The organism is Nonomuraea sp. SYSU D8015, from assembly GCF_008065375.1.
GTDB lineage: Bacteria > Actinomycetota > Actinomycetes > Streptosporangiales > Streptosporangiaceae > Nonomuraea.
Map to the genome: position 1 here is coordinate 293704 of NZ_VJYI01000005.1, position 17231 is coordinate 310934.

Genomic DNA, 17231 nt, shown 5'->3' on the forward strand with positions numbered 1-17231 from the left:
AGCCCTCCGCCTACGAGGGGCGCGCCGCGTCCCCGCTTTCGGGTCGAAAGCCGCGAACCCTGCTCCGCCGGGCAGTACGCACCCGCGAGCCGCCCTGCCGCCTCCGGGACGGAGCCGGCGGACCTCTGAGGCGTGCCGCCCCCGCTTGCGGGACGAAGCCGCGAACCCCACTTCCGCCTGCGGACTCGCCGCCCTCCCACGTGCCGGACGCGAACCCGCGAACCGTCGTCCTCTCCCATCTGCGGCATGAGACCGGCGGAGGCGGGGAGGCGAGGGGAGACCCTCAGGCGTTGTCCGGCAGAGCCGCCTGGACGGGGGTGATGTTGCCGGTCGTCACGAGCAGGCCGCGTCCGGGCGGCCCGCCCGCCGCGCCACGCGGCAGGCGGATGGTGAAGATGTCACCGTCGTTCTGCCCCTGCACCGCCAGCAGCAGCCCCGTACGGGCCTTGCGGGTCTCGGCGACGAAGCCGCGATACGCGACCGCGAGGTCCCCGGTCGTGCCGGCGATGAGCAGGCCGTGATCGCCGTCCCTGCCCGAGCGGAGCACCTCCTCCAGAGCCGTGCCCAGCGGGGAGTCGGGATTGATCAGCTCGGCGTCGTCCACCAGCACGACGTAATGGTGCTGGTCCGCGACGAGCTCCAGCAGGTTGGCGGCGTTGCCGTCCAGGACCGCCAGGGCTCCGTCCAGGTCTCTCAGCGGGCTGCGTCTCGGCGCGATGGCGATGACCGGGGTGCCGCGATCGATCAGTGAGTGCGCGGCCGTCAGCAGGGCCGACGACCGGCCGGAGCGGGCGGGGCCCGCGATCACGGCGCCGGGCCCGTGAGCCAGCAGGTCGAGTCCGAGCGGGGCGAGGGCGTCGCCTCCCGCGCCGATCAGCGCCCACAGCGGTGAGGGAGGGACGAAGGACGGATCCAGTTCGAGGGTCTGCGCTGCGGTGATGCGCATCGGGAGGGCGTCCACGCGCAGCGGCGGCTCCCCGCTCCACCGCCATGCGCCTCGCCCCAGCGGTGTCCCGTCCTCGTGCGCGGGCCCTTGCCGCCGCGGCCGGGGACGACCCGCCTCGTCCTCGCCCGCTGCGGCGGCCTGCCTGGCCAGGGACTGGAGCGCCGCCACCTGGGCGGGACCGGAGGGGTCGGCGGCGAGGAGCGCGATGTGATGCTCCACCACGCCGTGCTCACCCATCGACAGCGCCCGGCCCGCGGGCATGGACGAGGGCAGGCCCTTGAGGGGGAAACCGGCCAGACCGTAGTCGGCCCCGTCGGAGAGACGCAGCAGCAGGCGTTCGTCGAAGACCGTGGACACCTGGCCCAGCAGCCCGGACCGGTCGCTGGTGACCACGCCGCGAAATCCCACCGCCGCGCCCTCGCGCAGCAACTGGAGCAGCGCCTCGATGAGCCTGCCGTAGTCGTAGCTCTCGAACGCCGCCACGAAGCCCTCCCAGCGGTCGAGCATGAACACCAGCCAGGGGAGCCGGTGGCCCGCCTGGCGGTATTCGGCCAGGGAGGCGTGCCCGGCCTCGGCCAAGAGCTGCTGGCGGCGCCCGATCTCGGCCCGGAGCCTGGTGAGCAGGCGCTCGACCCGGTCGAGCTGGTCACGGGTCACCACCGCGCCGCAGTGGGGCATCGCCACCAGCGGCAGGAGCGCTCCCGAACCGCAGTCGACCGCGTGGAGGTGCACGTCGCTGGGGGAGGTGTGGGCCGCGATGGACCCGGCGATCGTCCGCAGCGCCGTGGACCTGCCGCTCCGCGCGGCCCCCGCGATGAGCAGATGCCCTCCGTGCGCGAGGTCCAGCGCCAGAGGCTTCCGATCCTGCGCCCACGGCCGATCGGTGAGGCCGAAGGGCAGAGGCGCCACCTCAACGAACGCACCACCCGCCGACACCCCCGAGTCTGACGACGGAGCCCCACCCGCACGCGACCCCCGGCTCCTGTCCGACCCTCCGAACGGAGCGCCGTCCACCTGCACCGACGAGTCCGAAGAGTATGCCCCCACCCCTGCCGGAGGAGGCGCGCCAGGTCCTGCAGGGGGGTGCGCGCCCGGTGCCGCAAGTGGGCGGGTGTCCGGTCCTGCAGGAGGGTGCGCGCCCGGTCCCGCAAGTGGGCGGGTGTCCGGTCCTGCAGGAGGGTGCGCGCCCGGTCCCGCAAGTGGGCGGGCGTCCGGTCCTGCTGGAAGGCGCGCGCCAAGTCCCGTTGGAGGGTAGGCATTCGACCCCGCCGGATGGAACGGGCCCGGCGTGCCGACCTGCCCCGCCGGAGACGACGGATCCGACCCTGCCGGGTGGGAGACGCCCGTCCCCGCAGGGTGGGGCCCGTCCGGCTCTGCCGGGCGGGACATGTCCGGCCCTGCTGAATGCGCCATCTCCTGCCCTGCCAAAGGGGACATGTCCGGCTCTTCCGGTGGGGCGGCGCCGAATCCGGACGGTGGGAGCGCGGTGGATCCCGGAGGTGGGACGGGGCCGAACCCCGTGGATGGAACCACGCCCGCGCTGACGTTCCCCTGGTGGCCGGAGTCTTCCAGCGCCGGCTGGCCGGAGCCTTTCACCCGGGGCTGCAGGGGGTTGCCGCGGAAGGGAACACCGGAGGCGTGAACGGGCGTGGCTCCCGATGCATGGGAACCAGCGGAGCGCGGTGCGGCGCCGTCAGCATCAGATGCCTCGGAACGGGAGCCTGGCCTTCGGGCGTCGCCTGACCTGGACGAGTCAGAGACCGAGCCGTCACCGGACTCACCACGCCCGTCCCCCGCACCGCCCAAGGGGACGACGCCGGCCACGCCTTCAGCGGCGCCGGACGATGCGGAGGTCGTGCCCGCCTGCTTCGAGCCGCTCCCGAAGGCGCCCACGTCGATGCCTGACGCGTTCCCAGCGAACCCGAGCGGGCCGGAGGCGATGGCGGGGGTGTTTCCGGTGGTTCTGGGCGGGTCGGAGGCGATGGCGGGGGTGTTTCCGGTGGTTCCGGGCGGAGCGGAGGCGATGGCGGGCGTGTTGCCCGTCGTCTCGGGTGGGTTGGACGCGATGGCCGGAATGTCGCCCGCACTGCCGGGTGCGGAGGCGGTGTTGGGCGGGGGCTCGGGGACGGAGGCAGGCGTTGGGAGGTCCAGGACGAAGTGGGTGGGGAGGGGGTCGAGCCAAGGGCTGGGCTGGGCAGGGACACCGGTCAGCTGGGCGGCCTCGATGAGGGCGTCGGCCACCAGCGTGAGGTCCGTGACCGTCGACTCCTCCTCCGGCTCCGGCGGACGCGGAAGCGGTTTGCCCAGCGAGCGCCAGGCCACGTCCACGACCCGCACGTTGCCGCCGGACGCCTCGAGCGCACCCGACGCCGCCGGGCTGCGGCCCCCGACTCTCGCCGTCTGCACAGCGGTCGCCGCCCCCACCCCCGACCGCACGTAACAGCGGCCCGGCGTGGACTTGGAGATGTGGGCCGCGTCGGGCAGGTCGATGACGTCCGTCGACTCGGAGGGCTCAGTCACCCGCAACGCGATGCGCAGGGACGTGTTGGCCTGGATGTCGGCCGTCACCACGCCCGCCGGGCGCTGGGTGGCAAGGATCAGGTGGATCCCCAGCGAACGGCCCCTGCGCGCGATGTCCACCAGGCCCGTGACGAAGTCGGGCAACTCGGCCACCAGGGCGGCGAACTCGTCGATGATCAGCACCAGCCGCGGCAGAGGGACGGCGCCGGCGTAGTCGTCGATGTCCTTGGCCCCGGCCTGCATCAGCAGGCGCTCCCTGCGCCGGATCTCCGCCGCCAGCGAGTCGAGCGCGCGTTGTGTCAGATGGCCGTCGAGGTCGCTGACCATGCCGACCGTGTGCGGCAGGCGTACGCACTCCTTGAACGCGGCCCCGCCCTTGTAGTCGATGAGCACGAACGTCAGCTGGTCCGGCCGGTTGGCCACCGCCAGCGCGCAGATCAGCGTCTGCAGCAGCTCCGACTTGCCCGCGCCGGTCGTGCCGGCGATCAGGCCGTGGGGGCCGTCGAGCCTGAGGTCCACCGAGAACGGCCCCTCGGGGCCGACGCCGATCAGCGCGCTCGTGGAGCCCCGGTCGCCCCATCGGGCGGCCAGCTCCTTGCCCGACGGGCTGGGCATGCGCATCAGGTCGAGCAGGCGGACCGCGCCGGGCAGGTTGCCCGCCGGGTCGTCCCTGCTCACGTCGCGGATCGGGGCCAGCGCTCTGGCCAGACGGTCGCACCAGGCGGCCGAGACGAAGTCGCCCAGGACCGGGCCGATGACGTCGAGGCCGCCGCCGCGCAGACGCACGAGGCCGTCGCCGCCGCACGCGGCCACCGTCTGGCACTCCTCGGGCAGCAGGCGCTGGTCGTCGTCGAGGGCCAGGGTGTAGACGCCGGAACGCGGCCCCTGCCGCAGCACCTGCGGCATGTTGGGCAGGCCGCGCAGCACCTGGGCGCCGTCGAGGATCACCAGCACGTCGTGGGGGCGCACGTCGTAGGAGGAGAACGTGGGTTTCTCTGACCCGCCGAGGTCGTCCCAGCCGGTGGGGATCTTGCCCAGCTCGGGGATCTTGGTGTTCTGGCGCTCGTCGATGAGGGCGGCCAGCTCCGAGACGCGGCGCGCGGCAGAGTCGGGGTCGGTGCCGAACAACGCCACGCATTCCTCGCCCGCACGGGGCGCGCAGTGCGGCAGCCAGCGCATCCAGCCCCAGCGGCTCTCGGCGTCGGCATGCGCCGACACGACCACGATGGCCAGGTCGCGCGGGCTGTGGAGAGTGGCGGCCTGGGCGATGAGCCAGCTCGCCAGGCCGGTCGCGGCGGCCCGCGGGCCGGTGAGGCCCGCCACGCCCAGCCTGCGCATGGGCAGCGCCACGGGCACGGAGCGGCAGATCGGCGGATCGATGGGCCCGCCCTGCTCCTCCGACAGCTCCAGGTTGGCGGGCAGGTCGGCGAGCCCGACCCGGAGCCTGAGCGCGTCGGAGTCGTGGATCCTGCGCTCCCACAGCCGCCGGCGCGGCCCCGTGGCCGTGAGCAGCACCTGGGCGGGGTCAGGGGCGTCGGCCCGGCGGGCCGCCTCGTCGATCACCCTGGCCCCCTCGACCGCCTCGTCGTATTTCTGGAGCCGCTCCTTGTATTCCTTGATCGCCTTTTTGTGCTGCTTCTTGCCGTGGCGGCGGTCGCTCCACCACTGGCCGATCATGATGATCGGGGTCATGAAGGCGATGAGCAGGTAGTACCACTGCCCCAGGGCGATCGCCAGGGTCAGCCCCAGCGCGGCGGGCAGGAGCGCGGCCAGCAGTTGCAGGCGCAGGCCTTCGTTCCTGGTCGGCTCCTTCGGCTTGACGAACTTGCGCTCCGGCTCGGGGCGGCGCAGCCGCGGCGGCCGGTTGTAGGCCATGCCGCCTTCGCTCCGCGGTGCCAGATGGGCGTCCTTGGGCTCGATCGACGTCAGCACGAACACCGAGGAGCCGCAGGTCAGCACCGCCTGGTCGGGCCACTCGACGGGCTCGGTGAACGGCCGGCCGTCGAGCTCGGGGGCTTCGCCGTAGCCTGCGGCGAGCTCGGCCGCCTCCCGCTCGGCGGTCCGCGCCGTCAGCTCGGCGACCTCCTCGGCCCACCGCCCCTTGAGCTTGAGCTTGGGCGCCTCTCCCGGCTCGCGCCAGGTGCGCGCCACGGTGATCGCGTCAGGCGTCACGCGTACGGTGACCGCCTCGGGGGCGAGCGCCGGATCGGCGGCGGCGATCGCGCACATCGGGTCGGAGCCGATGATGTGGGCGCCCAGCCCCAGCCGGTGCACCGCACCGGCCGCCGGCCCGCCCACCACGCGCACCTCGGCCACCCCGCCCGGCTCCTCGACGACGGTGGCGCGGGCCAGCTTGGGGTCGAGCGTGACCTTGTCGCCGTCGCGCAGCACGGACGAGGCCCTGGCCCGCGGGTCGAGCGGGCGGCCGTCGCGCCACATCACCGGCTCTTGGCCGCCTGGCAGGTGGGCGCGCTCCGGCCGGCGCGGCGGCGGCACATGAATGCCGTCGGCCGACATGCCGTACGGCGCTCGCGCTCGGGGCAGGCGGACGACCTTCGCCAGAGGTCCGTGGTCGCTGAGCGCCTCGCTCACCTTCGCCACCGTGGCGTCGTCGTCGCCGTCGATCACGACGTCGCGGTCGCCCTGCCCGCCGAGCACGGTGAGCATGATCCGCATGATGCCGTCTCCTCGCTCGACTTCGGGCGCCAAGGTAGCGCCCGGAGCGAGGCTAGGCCGGTCGGTTGACGGCAATGGCATGAGAACGGCGTTCTGTGGACAACGCGGATCGCGACGCGACCGGGTCAGCACCTGCTCATACGCATAGAGCGGCAAATGTACGTGATTCAAGTGGCGATTGTGGCTGAAGTGGCGGCTAGCCGGAAAAATCCCCACTCGTCAACTCGATAGAAACAATAGGCATCGATTATTTCCCATTGACATACCGTCACCTGCGAAACGAGCATGGGTCCTCGCATTCCGCCCCCGCCGTTCCAATGCGACCCACATAATGGCGTGGATTCCGCAATTCACATTGGGAGCCCCCCACCCATGAGGACCAGTGAAAAGCCTGCCGTCAACACGGCGGCGGGGTTGTCCGGCCCGGCCTCGCGCAAGCTCCCGGTGCCACCCCGCGAACGCAAGCCGGCCCTGGCCGCGCTCGCCGTCCTGCTCATCCTCGGCGGCGCGCTGGCCACCACCCTGCTCGTGCTGAACAGCGGCGACCGCGTCTCCGCCATCAGGGTCACCCAGCAGATCGGCGCAGGTCAGAAGTTCCCGGCGGACGCGCTCGAAGAGGTGAAGATCGCCGATACCGGCATCGACTTCGTCAGCTGGTCGCAGCGCCAGCAGGTCGTCAACAGCTTCGCGGCCGTGACCATCCTGCCCGGCACGCTGCTGACGAACCAGATGGGCGTCAAGGCCAGCAGCGAGCTCGGCGAGGGCAAGGCCACGGTCGGATTGGCGCTCAAGCCCGGCCAAATGCCCGCCGGCATTCAACAGGGCGACCGCGTCCAGGTGATTTTCGTACCGAGCCGGTCGAGCCAGGGACAATCGCGCGTGCTCGCCCAGAGCGCACTCGTCTTCGCCGCCGGCGACAGATCCCGTTCCGGAAATTCCGGCCAGATCACGGTGGTCGTGGATTCATCTGCGGCGCCGGAAATCGTGGCGTTCGCCTCCACCGGCGAGATCGCGGTGGCCGAGCTGCCGGGAGCGCGCTGACGTGGGACTGATCGTGCTGGCCGCCGACAAAGGCGCGCCGGGCGTCACCACGGCCGCGACCGCCCTGGCCGCGGTGTGGCCGCGGCCGGTGCTGCTGGCCGAGTGCGACCCGGCGGGCGGCGACCTCGCCTACCGGCTGCCCGCCGCCGACGGCGGCGTGCTCAACCCGGGCAGGGGCCTGCTCACACTGGGCGCCACCGCCCGGCGCGGGCTGGAGCCCGCCCAGATACACCAGCACACGCAGAAGATCGTCGGCGGCCTCGACGTGCTGGCCGGGCTCACCCACGGCGAGCAGGCCGCCGGGCTCACCTGGCTGTGGGGGCCGCTCGGCAGGGCGCTGGCCGCGATCCCGAACGCCGACGTGATCGCCGACTGCGGCCGCCTCGGCGCGCACCCGCAGCTCGGCGACCTGCTGGCCGAGGCCGAGCAGGTCGTGCTGCTGACCAGGGCGACCCTCGACCACGTGGCCCACCTGCGCGAGCGCCTCCAGGTCACGAAGGCGCACGGCGTCGTGGTGATCGCCGACCCGCGCGCCTACCGGGCCCAGATCGAGGACGTCCGCAGGATCGTCGGCCCGAGCGTCCAGTTCGTCCACGGCCTCGCCTACGACCCCAAAGGCGCCGAGCTCCTGCGCGGCCAGTGGGGCGGCCGCCTCGACCGCTCGCTCCTCATCCGTACGTCCCGCGACCTCGCGGCGAGGCTGGTGAGCCACCGATGATCGATCACTCGCTGGTCAAACGGTTCCGCCAGGAGGTCGGCGACCGCCTGGCCCACCAGCGCAGGCTCGACCAGGCCAACGGCCTGCCCGCGATGACCGGGGAGGACGAGCGCCAGTTCGCCAGGGCGCTGATCTCCCAGGTGCTGGAGGAGCACGCCCGCAGCGAGATCGGCCTCGGCCGCACTCCGCCCACGGTGGAGGAGGAGGAGGCGCTCGCGGCCGGCATCCACGCCGCGCTGTTCGGCGTCGGCCGCCTGCAGCCGCTGCTCGACGACCCCCAGGTCGAGAACATCGACATCAACGGCTGCGACAGGGTCTTCGTCAGCTACGCCGACGGCCAGGAGGTCATGCACGACCCGGTCGCCGAGTCCGACGAGGAGCTGATCGAGCTCATCCAGATCCTGGCGGCGTACTCCGGCCTGTCGAGCAGGCCGTTCGACACCGCGAACCCGCAGCTCGACCTGCGCCTCCCCGACGGCTCCCGGCTGAGCGCCGTCATGGACGTCACGGTGCGGCCGGCGGTCTCGATCCGCCGCGCCCGCCTGGGCAAGGTCTTCCTGTCCGATCTGGTGGGCAATGGCACGATAAGTCCGGACATTGGGAGGTTCCTGAGTGCGGCCGTCGCCGCCCGCAAGAACATCATGATCGCCGGCTCCACCAACGCCGGCAAGACCACCCTGCTGCGGGCCCTGGCCAACGAGATCCCGCCCAGCGAGCGCCTCATCACCGTCGAGCGCGCCCTGGAGCTGGGCCTCGACCAGTTCCCCGAGCTCCACCCCAACGTCGTCGCCTTCGAGCAGCGCCTGCCCAACTCCGAGGGCCAGGGCGAGATCTCCATGGCCGAGCTCGTCAGGCGCTCCCTCCGGATGAACCCCAGCCGCGTCATCGTCGGCGAGGTCCTCGGCGACGAGATCGTCACCATGCTCAACGCGATGACCCAGGGCAACGACGGCTCCCTGTCGACCATCCACGCCAACTCCAGCATGGAGGTCTTCAACCGCATCGCCACGTACGCCCTGCAGGCCAGCGAGCGCCTCCCCATCGACGCCACCCACATGCTCATCGCGGGCGCCATCGACTTCGTGGTCTTCGTCGAGAAACGCAACGACTACCACCGCGGCGGCACCCTGCGCCGCTACGTCTCCAGCGTCCGCGAGGTCAACGGCTGCGACGGCCGCGTCCTGTCGAGCGAGGTGTTCGTCCCGGGGCCGGACGGCGGCGCCGTGCCCCACGCGCCGGTCTCCTGCCTGGACGAGCTCATGGCACACGGCTACACGCCGGGGAGATGGTGACGGATGGCGATCACCTTCGACCCCTTCGCGCTGCTGGCCGGCGCCGTGGCCGGCGGCGGGCTGTTCCTGTTCTTCATCGCCCTGTACGGCCTGCGCCCCCGCCCGTCCCAGCCCAAGCGCCACCTGGTCAAGATGCTGACCACCCGCACGGCGATCGCCGCGGTGGCCGCCACCCTGGTCCTGCTGATCACCGGCTGGCCGGTCGTCGCAGTGGGCACGGTGCTGCTCGTGTTCGCCTGGCGCGGCCTGGCGGGCGGCGCGTCCGAGGAGCGCGCCGCGATGCGCCGCCTCGAAGGGCTCGCCGCCTGGACCGAGTCGCTCCGCGACACGATCGCCGGCGCCGCCGGGCTCGAACAGGCCATCCCGTCGTCCATCAGGGCCGCCGCCCCCACGCTCCGGCCCCACCTGCGCGCCATGATCGACCGGCTGCACACGAGGATGGCGCTGCCCGAGGCGCTCGCGCTGTTCGCCGACGAGCTCGACGACCCCTCGGCCGACCTGGTCGTGGCCGCGCTCATCCTCAACTCCAAGCTGCGCGGCCCCGGCCTGCGCGACGTGCTGGGCGCGCTGGCCGTGTCGGCCCGCGAGGAGCTCGACATGCGCCGTCGCGTCGAGGCCGAGCGCCGCGCGACCAGGCGCAGCGTCCAGATCGTGGTGATCACCGCGCTGGTCTTCGCCGGGATCCTCGTGGTGTTCAACCCCACCTACGTCGCCGAGTACGAGGGCCTGCTCGGCCAGGCCGTCCTCGTGGTCGTGGCCGGGCTGTTCGGGGCCGGGTTCGCGTGGATGAGGCGGCTGGCCAGGTTCGACAAGCCGACGCGGCTGCTGATGGGAGGTGGCGGCGATGGTTGAGGGCGCGCTCGCGGGAGCCGTACTCGGACTCGGACTGTTCGTGCTGCTCCGCGCGCTCTTCCCGGCCCGTCCCGGGCTGGTGGCGCGGCTGCTCGCGCTCGACGCCGTCCGCGAGGACACGGACGCTCCCCGCATCCAGCTCGTGCTGCCCGACGAGGAGGTCAGTGCGTTCCGCCGCGGCCTCGGCCTGCGGCTGGCCCGCCTGTACGGCGCCCGCGGCTGGGAGGTCAGGTCGATCAAGGCGGACCTGGCGCTGGTCGGGCGCTCGTTCGAGGCGTTCCTGGCCACGAAGGCGCTGCTGGCCGCCAGCGGCCTGCTGGCGTTCCCACTGCTGCTCGGCTGGCTGGTGCTCATGGAATGGGGCACCTCGCCCGCCATCCCGTTCTGGGCCTCCTTGATCGTCGCCGTCGTGTTCTTCTTCCTCCCCGACCTGCAGGTGAAGAAGGAGGCGGCGGCAAGGAGACGCGACTTCCGCCACGCCGTGGGCGCGTTCCTCGACCTCGTCTCCATGAACCTGGCCGGCGGCCGCGGCGTGCCCGAGGCGCTCACGATGGCCGTCTCGGTCAGCGGCGAGCGCCCCAACTGGGCGATGGGCCGCATCCGCGACGCGCTGAGCGGCGCCAGGATCGTCGGCATCACCCCATGGCAGGCGCTCGGCCAGCTCGGCGAGGAGATCAACGTCGACGAGCTGCGCGACCTGTCCGCGGCGCTCGGCCTGGTGGCCGACGACGGCGCGAAAGTACGCGCCTCCCTGACGGCCAGGGCCGCCACACTGCGCCGCCGCGAGCTGGCGGAGATCGAGGGCCGGGCGGGCGAGCGCTCGCAGTCGATGCTCGTGGCCCAGCTCCTCCTCTGCGCCGGATTCGTGATCTTTCTCAGTTTTCCCGCCGCTATGAAGATGTTGGGGGTCTCATGAACCATCCCTGGATCGTTTACCTCACCGCATACCTCGGCTCGCGCATCCACCGGGCCCGTACGGCGCCCACGCGCGGCGCCTCCGCCGTCGAATGGGTGATCATCACCGCCATCATCGCCGGCGTCGCCCTCGGCCTGGCCACCTTGATCAGAACCTTGGTCGAGCAGCAGCAGGGCGAGATCGAGCAGAACTTCGGCGGTGGTGGCGGTGGTGACGACCCTCAGCCGTAGGCCCCGCGACGGCGAGCGCGGCGTGACCGCGATCGAGCTGGCCATGCTCATGCCGGTCATCCTCGCGGTGTCGCTGCTCATCGTGCAGGTGGCGCTCTGGTTCCACGCCCGGCAGGTCGCCGAGGCGGCGGCCAGGGAAGGCGCCCGCGTGGCGAGGTCGGCGCCGATCGACTCCGGCGACTGGCCGGGCGCGGCGACGGCCAAGGCCACCGACATCGTGCGCGCGATCGGCCCCCGGCTGCTCGGCAACGCCACCGCCACGACGTCCGAAAGGGAGCCCGACGAGCGCTTCGTCACGGTGACCGGCAGCGCCGTGCAGGTCGTCCCGCTGCTGCCGGAGCTCGCGTTCACGATCACTGCGACCGCGGGCGGACCGGTCGAGTGCTTCCGTCCCGACAACGGCGGCGAGGACTGCGAATGACCCTGCCGATCACTGAGGGGGATCCCGAGCGCGGGTCCATGGCCGTGGAGACGGTCATGCTGGCCCCGCTCTTCCTGCTGTTCCTCATGTTCCTCGCCGGTGCGGGGGTGCTGGTGGAGTCGCAGGGGCGGGTCAGCGGGGCGGCCAGGGACGCCGCCAGGGCGGCGTCGGTGCAGCGGACGTTCGACGAGGCCGAGGCCGCCGCCGAGGCGATCGCCGAGAGCACGCTCACCGGCCCCTGCGGGTCCCCGACCGTCTCCCTGGACGGCTCCGCGTACGAGCAGGGCGGCCAGATCCAGGCCGAGGTCACCTGCGAGCTGGACCTCGGCTTCCTCGGGTTCGGCGCCACCAAACAGCTCACCGGCACGGCCGTGGTGCCCCTGGAGCAGTTCAGGAGGGTGGAGGAGTGAGCGAGCGGGGGTCCATGTCGGTGTTCACCGTGCTGTTCTCCGTGGTCGCGTTCCTGCTGGCCGGGCTGCTGGTGGACGGCGGGTCGGCGATCAACGCGCGGCTGCGGGCCGCGGACGTGGCCGAGCAGGCCGCGCGGGCCGGCGCCGACCAGATCGACGTCGACCACCTCCGCGCCACCGGCGAGGCCCGGCTGCTCGGCGACGACCAGGTGTGCGGCAGAGCCGACGAGATCGTCGCGGCGCAGGGCGGCGACGGCGTGACCAGCGGCGAGTGCACCGTGGAGCAGGGCGGGGCGCAGGTGACGGTCACCGTGTCGGTGCGGTGGGAGGCGTTCTTCCTCGGCGCGATCGGATTCCCCGGCTCGGAGATGACCGGCGAGGCCAGTGCCGCGCCCGAAGCGAGATAGACCGAATCCCTTCACTCGATGGATTGCGGAACGCACGAGGCAGGACGCTGGGTGGGAGAAAGGAGAGGCGATGCCGACGCGAGAGCCCGCGCGTCCACAGGGGCGGCACACGTCCAGGCGCATTCCGGCCAGACGCAGCGCCGGCGACGTGTTCGCCGGGCTCGCCGCGCTGGTCGTGCTCATCGCGCTGGTGGGCGGGGTGCCGTACGCGCTGCTCACGTTCGTCGGGCCGCCGATCCGGCCGGAGCTGCTGGACCTCGAAACGTTCACCGGCCGCGTCGGGCCGAGCACGATCGTGGCCGTGCTCGTGCTGCTGGTGTGGCTCGCCTGGTTCCAGCTGTTCGTGTGCGTGCTCGTCGAGGTGTACGCGGGGGTCCGCCGGGTCGGGATGCCCGCCCGCGTGCCTCTCTCCGGCGGCACGCAGGCTCTCGCCAACAAGCTCGTCGGGGCCGTGCTGCTGCTGTTCACGACCGGGGCCATGATCGTGCCGATCGCGAAACTGTCGCCCGCCCCGGCTGCGCCGCCGGTGACCGCGGTGGCGTATTCCGCGCCGATCGTGGAGAAGACGCTGGAGACGAACAAGACCAAGAAGGTGTACGTGGTCCAGCCGCCGCACGGGCGGCACCACGAGAGCCTGTGGGAGATCGCGGAGAAGTGCCTGGGCGACGGCCGCCGATATGCCGAAATTTACCGACTTAACCAGGCGAAGGAGCAGCCGGACGGCTCCCGCCTGAAGATGGCCGACCTGATCAGGCCCGGCTGGGTGCTCGACATGCCGGACGACGCCAGGAACGTCCACATCGTCCCCGCCGACCAGCCGCGCGAGCAGACGCTGCGCGAGCACCCGGGCCGCGCGCAGCTCCCCGACGGTCGGATCCACGGCGAGGTCGAGAGCGAGGCCAAGGGCGAGGTCAAGCAGCGCCTGCCGGACCGGCAGGACCCCAGGCAGGAGGAGCCGACCGCCATTCGGCAGGCCCAGGACGACGACCTGGTCGAATACCTGGCCGGGGCCTCGCTGGCGGCCGCCGGGCTGCTGCTCGTGCTGGCCAGGCGGCGCCGCGAGCAGCTCTGGAGCCGGATGTTCGGCCGCAGGATCGCCCGCCCCCGCGGCGACGCCGCCGAGGCGGAGGTCGCGCTCAGGCTGGGCGGCGACGCGCCGGGCGCCCGCATCCTGGACATCGGCCTGCGGCTGCTCGGCGCCGAGCTTGCGGCCCAGAACCGCACGCCGCCCACCGTGTACGCGGCCCACCTGTCGGCGCGCACGCTCGACCTGTGGGTCCACCCGCCGGACGCCGACCCGCCCCCGCCCTGGACGGCCGAGGACGGCGGTCAGGTGTGGCGGCTGCCCGCCCACGAGGGCCGGCTGTTGCAGGACCAGCCCGGCGGGGCGCCGTACCCCGGGCTGGTCTCGATCGGCACGAACGCGCACGGCCGCGTGCTGGTCGACCTCGAGGCCGCGCAGGGCCTGATCAACGTACGCGGGGCGCAGACCACGGCGGCGCTGGCCGCCATCGCCGTCGAGCTGGCCACCAACCGCTGGTCCGACCGCATGCGCATCACGCTCGTCGGCTTCGGCGAGGAGCTGACCGCGATCGCGCCCGACCGCATCAGGGCCGTCGGCGGCCTGGCCGAGGTGCTGCCCGAGCTGGAGGCCGCCGCGGCCCCGCGCAGGGAAGTGCTGACCGGCCGCATCACCGGCAGCCCACCCGTCGCCCATTACCTGCTGTCGTCGGTGGCGCCCACGCACGAGGAGGCGCGCCGCCTGGCACTGCTGGCCCGCAGGGACACCGCCGGGTACGTCGTGGCCGGCGACGTCCCCCACGCCACCTGGACGCTGGAGATCACCGACGACGGCAAGGCCAAGATCGCCGAGCTGGGCTTCGAGGTGGACGCCCAGCTCCTGCCCCGCCGCCACTACCGGGCGCTCGTCGACCTGTTCCGCACGGCCGGGCGGATGGACGGCGAGCCCATCCCCGACCCCGAGCCGCTGTCCGGCCTCCACCCGCCCGCCGTCGAGATCCGCATGCTCGGCCCCATCGAGGTCCTCGGCCTCGGCCCGCTGGAGGAGGGCCGGATGGCCCTGGCCACGGAGCTGCTGATCTACCTGGCCACGCATCCGGGCGGCGTGCATCCCGTGGTGCTGGGCGGCGTGCTGTGGCCACGGGGCGTCCAGGACATGGTCAGGGACGCCACGATCGCCAGGGTCGCCGAATGGCTGGGGCCCCGGCACCTGCTCACCGACGAGGCCGGCCGGCTCCGGCTGGGTCCCGAGGTGCGTACGGACTGGGCGCTGTTCCGCGAGCTCGTCCGCCGCTCCCACGGCGACCCGACGGCCAGGGCCGTCCTGCTGGAGAAGGCGCTCGGCCTGGTCCGGGGCCCGCTGCTGGCCGGCCGGCCGCCCGGCAGGTACGCGTGGCTGGCGGCGGAAGACCTGGAGTACGACGTGGCCGCCGAGATCGCCGACGCGGCGCACCAGCTCTGCGAGATCCGCCTGGCCCAGGGGCAGCCGGACGCCGCGGTGGCCGCCGTACGCGCGGCGCTCCTGCTGGCGGCCGACGACGAGGGCCTCTGGCGCGACCTGCTGCGCGCCACGCACGCCACCGAGGACGTCGCCCGCCTGCGCGCCGTCGTCGAGGGCCTGACCAGAAGGGCGGTCTCCCACCCGTACGGCGGCGGGATGGCCCCGGAAACCGAGGCCTTGATCGAAGAACTGCTGCCCACATGGCGCATCCATGTGGTGAGGGAGTCATCGGCATGAGACGAATCGCGATAGCGCTGACCCTGCTCTTAGTGGCAGGATGCGGCCAGGCCGCACGTCCGTACGCGCCAGGGGAGGCGGCGGCCGAGTCCGCCGCGCCGAAGGAAACGGCCACGCCCGAACAGAGCAGCCCGGCACAGGCCGAGCGGCCCGCGGACGAGAAGCTGCCGTCGGGCACCCAGACCATCGACGTCGGCCATGGCCTGCGCATACGAGTGGAGTGGCCGGCCGACCCCCACCCGGCCCTGAAGCCCATGGTCGACCAGTACGTCGGCACCCGGAAGGCCGTCGTCGAGGGGAAAACGATCTACAAGGACGGCCTCGAGTTCGACGCGGCGGTTCAGGCGAGCGAATGGGTGAAGTCGTTCGTCGACGAAGGGTGGTCGATGCGCGGAGTCGGGCGGATCTACAACCTGCGGGTCGCTGCCCGGATGGGCAGGGGCGCCGAGGTCACCGCGTGCGTAGACGAATCGGGGATCCGGGTGGTCTCCTCCCGCACCGGGAAGGTCATCAGCCCTCAACCCGACTGGCTGCGCACCCCATACCCCCAGAGCGTGGGCGTCCGCCGCGGCGACGACGGGGTGTGGCGCATGAGGATGTACGCCACCGGCAGAGAGAGGTGCACCCGATGAAAGTCTTGATCGCGGCGTTGCTCATGGCACCGCTGCTTCTCGACAGGCCCGGAGAAGGCGCCGGCGAGACCACCGCCGAGGTCGGACAGGATGGAAAGACGGCGTTTGCATATATCGGTGACGTCATCACCTTCCGTGGCGACGGCGCCAAAGGTGGGAAGGGCGACGGCTATCGCATCCCGCGTCCGTGCTGGTACGAGCCGGGCCCGTCCGCCCAGGAGATGTACGACCGGCAGAGTAAGGGCCGCGACGCGGCCAACCGAGCGCGGATCGACGACTTTTACCACCAGGAGTACCTCAAGCCGTTCGAGGACGTGCTGACAAAGCCGGGGCGGTGGTGGACGCCCGCGTACAACGAGGCTGATCCGAACCACGTGGCCTGCATGACCGAGCTCGACCCGACCGGCGTGTTCGTGCCGCCCGGCCAGACGCCGCCGTCCGGGATCACGATCGAGCAGCTGGCGCAGATCGCCAGGGCCGCGCTGACCGTGCCCGAGCACACCGTCAAGCTGAACCCCGACGCCAAGAGCTTCGTCAACCTGCCCACCTGGGTCTGGCTGGAGGGCGTCGGCCAGCCTCGCCGCACGGTCACGGCGGAGATTCCCGGCGTCATGAGCGTGACCCTGGTCGCCAACCTCCAGAACGTCAAGATCGACCCCGGTACGACTCAGGACCGGGCCGAGGTCAACGAGAGCGGCTGCGGCACGGCCGGCAAGCCGTACACCAAGGGCGGCACGTTCTCCTGTGGCGTGCGTTACCTGCGCTCGTCGATCGACCAGCCGCGCGAGAAGTACACGCTCACGGTGAGCACGGTGTGGTCGGTCGAGGTGCAGGACAACGTGGTGCCGTTCCAGTTCGCCCCCGTGGAGCTCGACGTCACGCGTGACGTGCCGGTGGGCGAGATCCAGAGCAACGTCAAGCCCTAGCTGAGCACCGCGGCGAGCGGGGCCAGCTCCGGCTGCTCCGCCGCCTCGGCCAGCACCTCCTTCAGCACGGCGTCGTGCGTGGGGCCCGCCTGCGCGAGCAGCTCGCGCCCGGCCGGCGTGACCTCCGAGTAGATGCCGCGCCGGTCGTCCTCACACAAATAGCGGCGCAGCAGCCCGCGGTTCTCCAGCCGGGTGACCAGACGCGTCGTGGCGCTCTGGCTGAGGACGACGGCGCGGGCCAGTTGCTGCATGCGCATATGCCACCCGTCCTGCCGGCCCAGCACGTCGAGCACTGTGTATTCGCTCACACTCAGGCCGTGCTCCTTCTGGAGCGCCTTCTCCAGCCTGTCCTCGATTTTCGCGTGCAGCGCGGCGAGGGTGCGCCAGCCCTGGGCGCGCGCCTCGACGGCGTCATCGGCTATGGGCATGTGGCAGCCTCCTCGACATCCTTGTATGGTCAGTTAGTCGGCGTGTGCAAATAATGCC

14 protein-coding genes are annotated in these 17231 nt (G+C 72.3%); 12 read left to right on the plus strand and 2 right to left on the minus strand.

Annotation, left to right across the window (positions count from 1 at the left end):
* Window positions 1-283 precede the first annotated feature (283 nt).
* Window positions 284-6142 carry an FtsK/SpoIIIE domain-containing protein gene (locus ID574_RS60010; RefSeq protein ID WP_223166998.1) on the minus strand — a complete coding sequence of 1953 codons (5859 nt, stop codon included), beginning with the start codon at window positions 6140-6142 and terminating at the stop codon, window positions 284-286.
* A gap of 372 nt (window positions 6143-6514) precedes the next feature.
* Here ID574_RS60010 and ID574_RS23775 point away from each other — a divergent pair, with 372 nt between their 5' ends.
* From ID574_RS23775 to ID574_RS23830, 12 genes are all read left to right on the plus strand, one after another.
* Window positions 6515-7183: a hypothetical protein gene (locus tag ID574_RS23775; protein WP_188191155.1), complete on the plus strand. Its 669-nt coding sequence runs from the start codon at window positions 6515-6517 to the stop codon at window positions 7181-7183.
* A gap of 1 nt (window position 7184) precedes the next feature.
* Complete coding sequence (locus ID574_RS23780; RefSeq protein WP_188191156.1) at window positions 7185-7901, plus strand: MinD/ParA family ATP-binding protein; 717 nt, start codon at window positions 7185-7187, stop codon at window positions 7899-7901.
* Window positions 7898-9193 (plus strand): TadA family conjugal transfer-associated ATPase, encoded by a 1296-nt coding sequence (locus tag ID574_RS23785; RefSeq protein ID WP_188191157.1) that lies wholly within the window; start codon window positions 7898-7900, stop codon window positions 9191-9193. The genes ID574_RS23780 and ID574_RS23785 overlap by 4 nt, the downstream gene beginning before the upstream one ends.
* A gap of 3 nt (window positions 9194-9196) precedes the next feature.
* Window positions 9197-10045, plus strand: a complete 849-nt coding sequence (locus tag ID574_RS23790; RefSeq protein ID WP_188191158.1) for a type II secretion system F family protein — start codon at window positions 9197-9199, stop codon at window positions 10043-10045.
* Window positions 10038-10961 carry a type II secretion system F family protein gene (locus tag ID574_RS23795; protein WP_188191159.1) on the plus strand — a complete coding sequence of 308 codons (924 nt, stop codon included), beginning with the start codon at window positions 10038-10040 and terminating at the stop codon, window positions 10959-10961. The genes ID574_RS23790 and ID574_RS23795 overlap by 8 nt, the downstream gene beginning before the upstream one ends.
* Window positions 10958-11191 (plus strand): hypothetical protein, encoded by a 234-nt coding sequence (locus ID574_RS23800; protein ID WP_188191160.1) that lies wholly within the window; start codon window positions 10958-10960, stop codon window positions 11189-11191. Before ID574_RS23795 ends, ID574_RS23800 begins: the two co-directional genes overlap by 4 nt.
* Window positions 11172-11612, plus strand: a complete 441-nt coding sequence (locus ID574_RS23805) for a TadE/TadG family type IV pilus assembly protein (protein WP_223166999.1) — start codon at window positions 11172-11174, stop codon at window positions 11610-11612. The genes ID574_RS23800 and ID574_RS23805 overlap by 20 nt, the downstream gene beginning before the upstream one ends.
* Window positions 11609-12022: a TadE/TadG family type IV pilus assembly protein gene (locus ID574_RS23810; protein WP_188191161.1), complete on the plus strand. Its 414-nt coding sequence runs from the start codon at window positions 11609-11611 to the stop codon at window positions 12020-12022. The genes ID574_RS23805 and ID574_RS23810 overlap by 4 nt, the downstream gene beginning before the upstream one ends.
* Window positions 12019-12429: a TadE/TadG family type IV pilus assembly protein gene (locus ID574_RS23815; RefSeq protein WP_223167000.1), complete on the plus strand. Its 411-nt coding sequence runs from the start codon at window positions 12019-12021 to the stop codon at window positions 12427-12429. Before ID574_RS23810 ends, ID574_RS23815 begins: the two co-directional genes overlap by 4 nt.
* A gap of 70 nt (window positions 12430-12499) precedes the next feature.
* On the plus strand, window positions 12500-15187 hold the full coding sequence (locus ID574_RS23820; protein ID WP_223167001.1) for a BTAD domain-containing putative transcriptional regulator: 2688 nt from the start codon (window positions 12500-12502) through the stop codon (window positions 15185-15187).
* Complete coding sequence (locus tag ID574_RS23825; RefSeq protein WP_188191162.1) at window positions 15184-15819, plus strand: hypothetical protein; 636 nt, start codon at window positions 15184-15186, stop codon at window positions 15817-15819. The genes ID574_RS23820 and ID574_RS23825 overlap by 4 nt, the downstream gene beginning before the upstream one ends.
* Entirely contained in the window at window positions 15816-16745 is a 930-nt protein-coding gene (locus ID574_RS23830; protein ID WP_188191163.1) for a hypothetical protein, read from the plus strand. The genes ID574_RS23825 and ID574_RS23830 overlap by 4 nt, the downstream gene beginning before the upstream one ends.
* On the opposite strand, the gene ID574_RS23835 is transcribed toward ID574_RS23830, so the two are convergent.
* Window positions 16742-17173, minus strand: coding sequence for a MarR family winged helix-turn-helix transcriptional regulator (locus ID574_RS23835; protein WP_188191164.1), 432 nt, complete (start codon window positions 17171-17173; stop codon window positions 16742-16744). The two genes, ID574_RS23830 and ID574_RS23835, sit on opposite strands and share 4 nt — an antisense overlap.
* Between the last annotated feature and the right edge of the window lie 58 nt (window positions 17174-17231).

Bases quoted from the DNA above. Each gene is read 5' to 3' on its own strand.
- ID574_RS60010 (WP_223166998.1), bottom strand. From the start codon at position 6,142: ATGCGGATCATGCTCACCGTGCTCGGCGGGCAGGGCGACCGCGACGTC.
- ID574_RS23775 (WP_188191155.1), top strand. From the start codon at position 6,515: ATGAGGACCAGTGAAAAGCCTGCCGTCAACACGGCGGCGGGGTTGTCC.
- ID574_RS23785 (WP_188191157.1), top strand. From the start codon at position 7,898: ATGATCGATCACTCGCTGGTCAAACGGTTCCGCCAGGAGGTCGGCGAC.
- ID574_RS23790 (WP_188191158.1), top strand. From the start codon at position 9,197: ATGGCGATCACCTTCGACCCCTTCGCGCTGCTGGCCGGCGCCGTGGCC.
- ID574_RS23795 (WP_188191159.1), top strand. From the start codon at position 10,038: ATGGTTGAGGGCGCGCTCGCGGGAGCCGTACTCGGACTCGGACTGTTC.
- ID574_RS23800 (WP_188191160.1), top strand. From the start codon at position 10,958: ATGAACCATCCCTGGATCGTTTACCTCACCGCATACCTCGGCTCGCGC.
- ID574_RS23810 (WP_188191161.1), top strand. From the start codon at position 11,609: ATGACCCTGCCGATCACTGAGGGGGATCCCGAGCGCGGGTCCATGGCC.
- ID574_RS23820 (WP_223167001.1), top strand. From the start codon at position 12,500: ATGCCGACGCGAGAGCCCGCGCGTCCACAGGGGCGGCACACGTCCAGG.
- ID574_RS23825 (WP_188191162.1), top strand. From the start codon at position 15,184: ATGAGACGAATCGCGATAGCGCTGACCCTGCTCTTAGTGGCAGGATGC.
- ID574_RS23830 (WP_188191163.1), top strand. From the start codon at position 15,816: ATGAAAGTCTTGATCGCGGCGTTGCTCATGGCACCGCTGCTTCTCGAC.
- ID574_RS23835 (WP_188191164.1), bottom strand. From the start codon at position 17,173: ATGCCCATAGCCGATGACGCCGTCGAGGCGCGCGCCCAGGGCTGGCGC.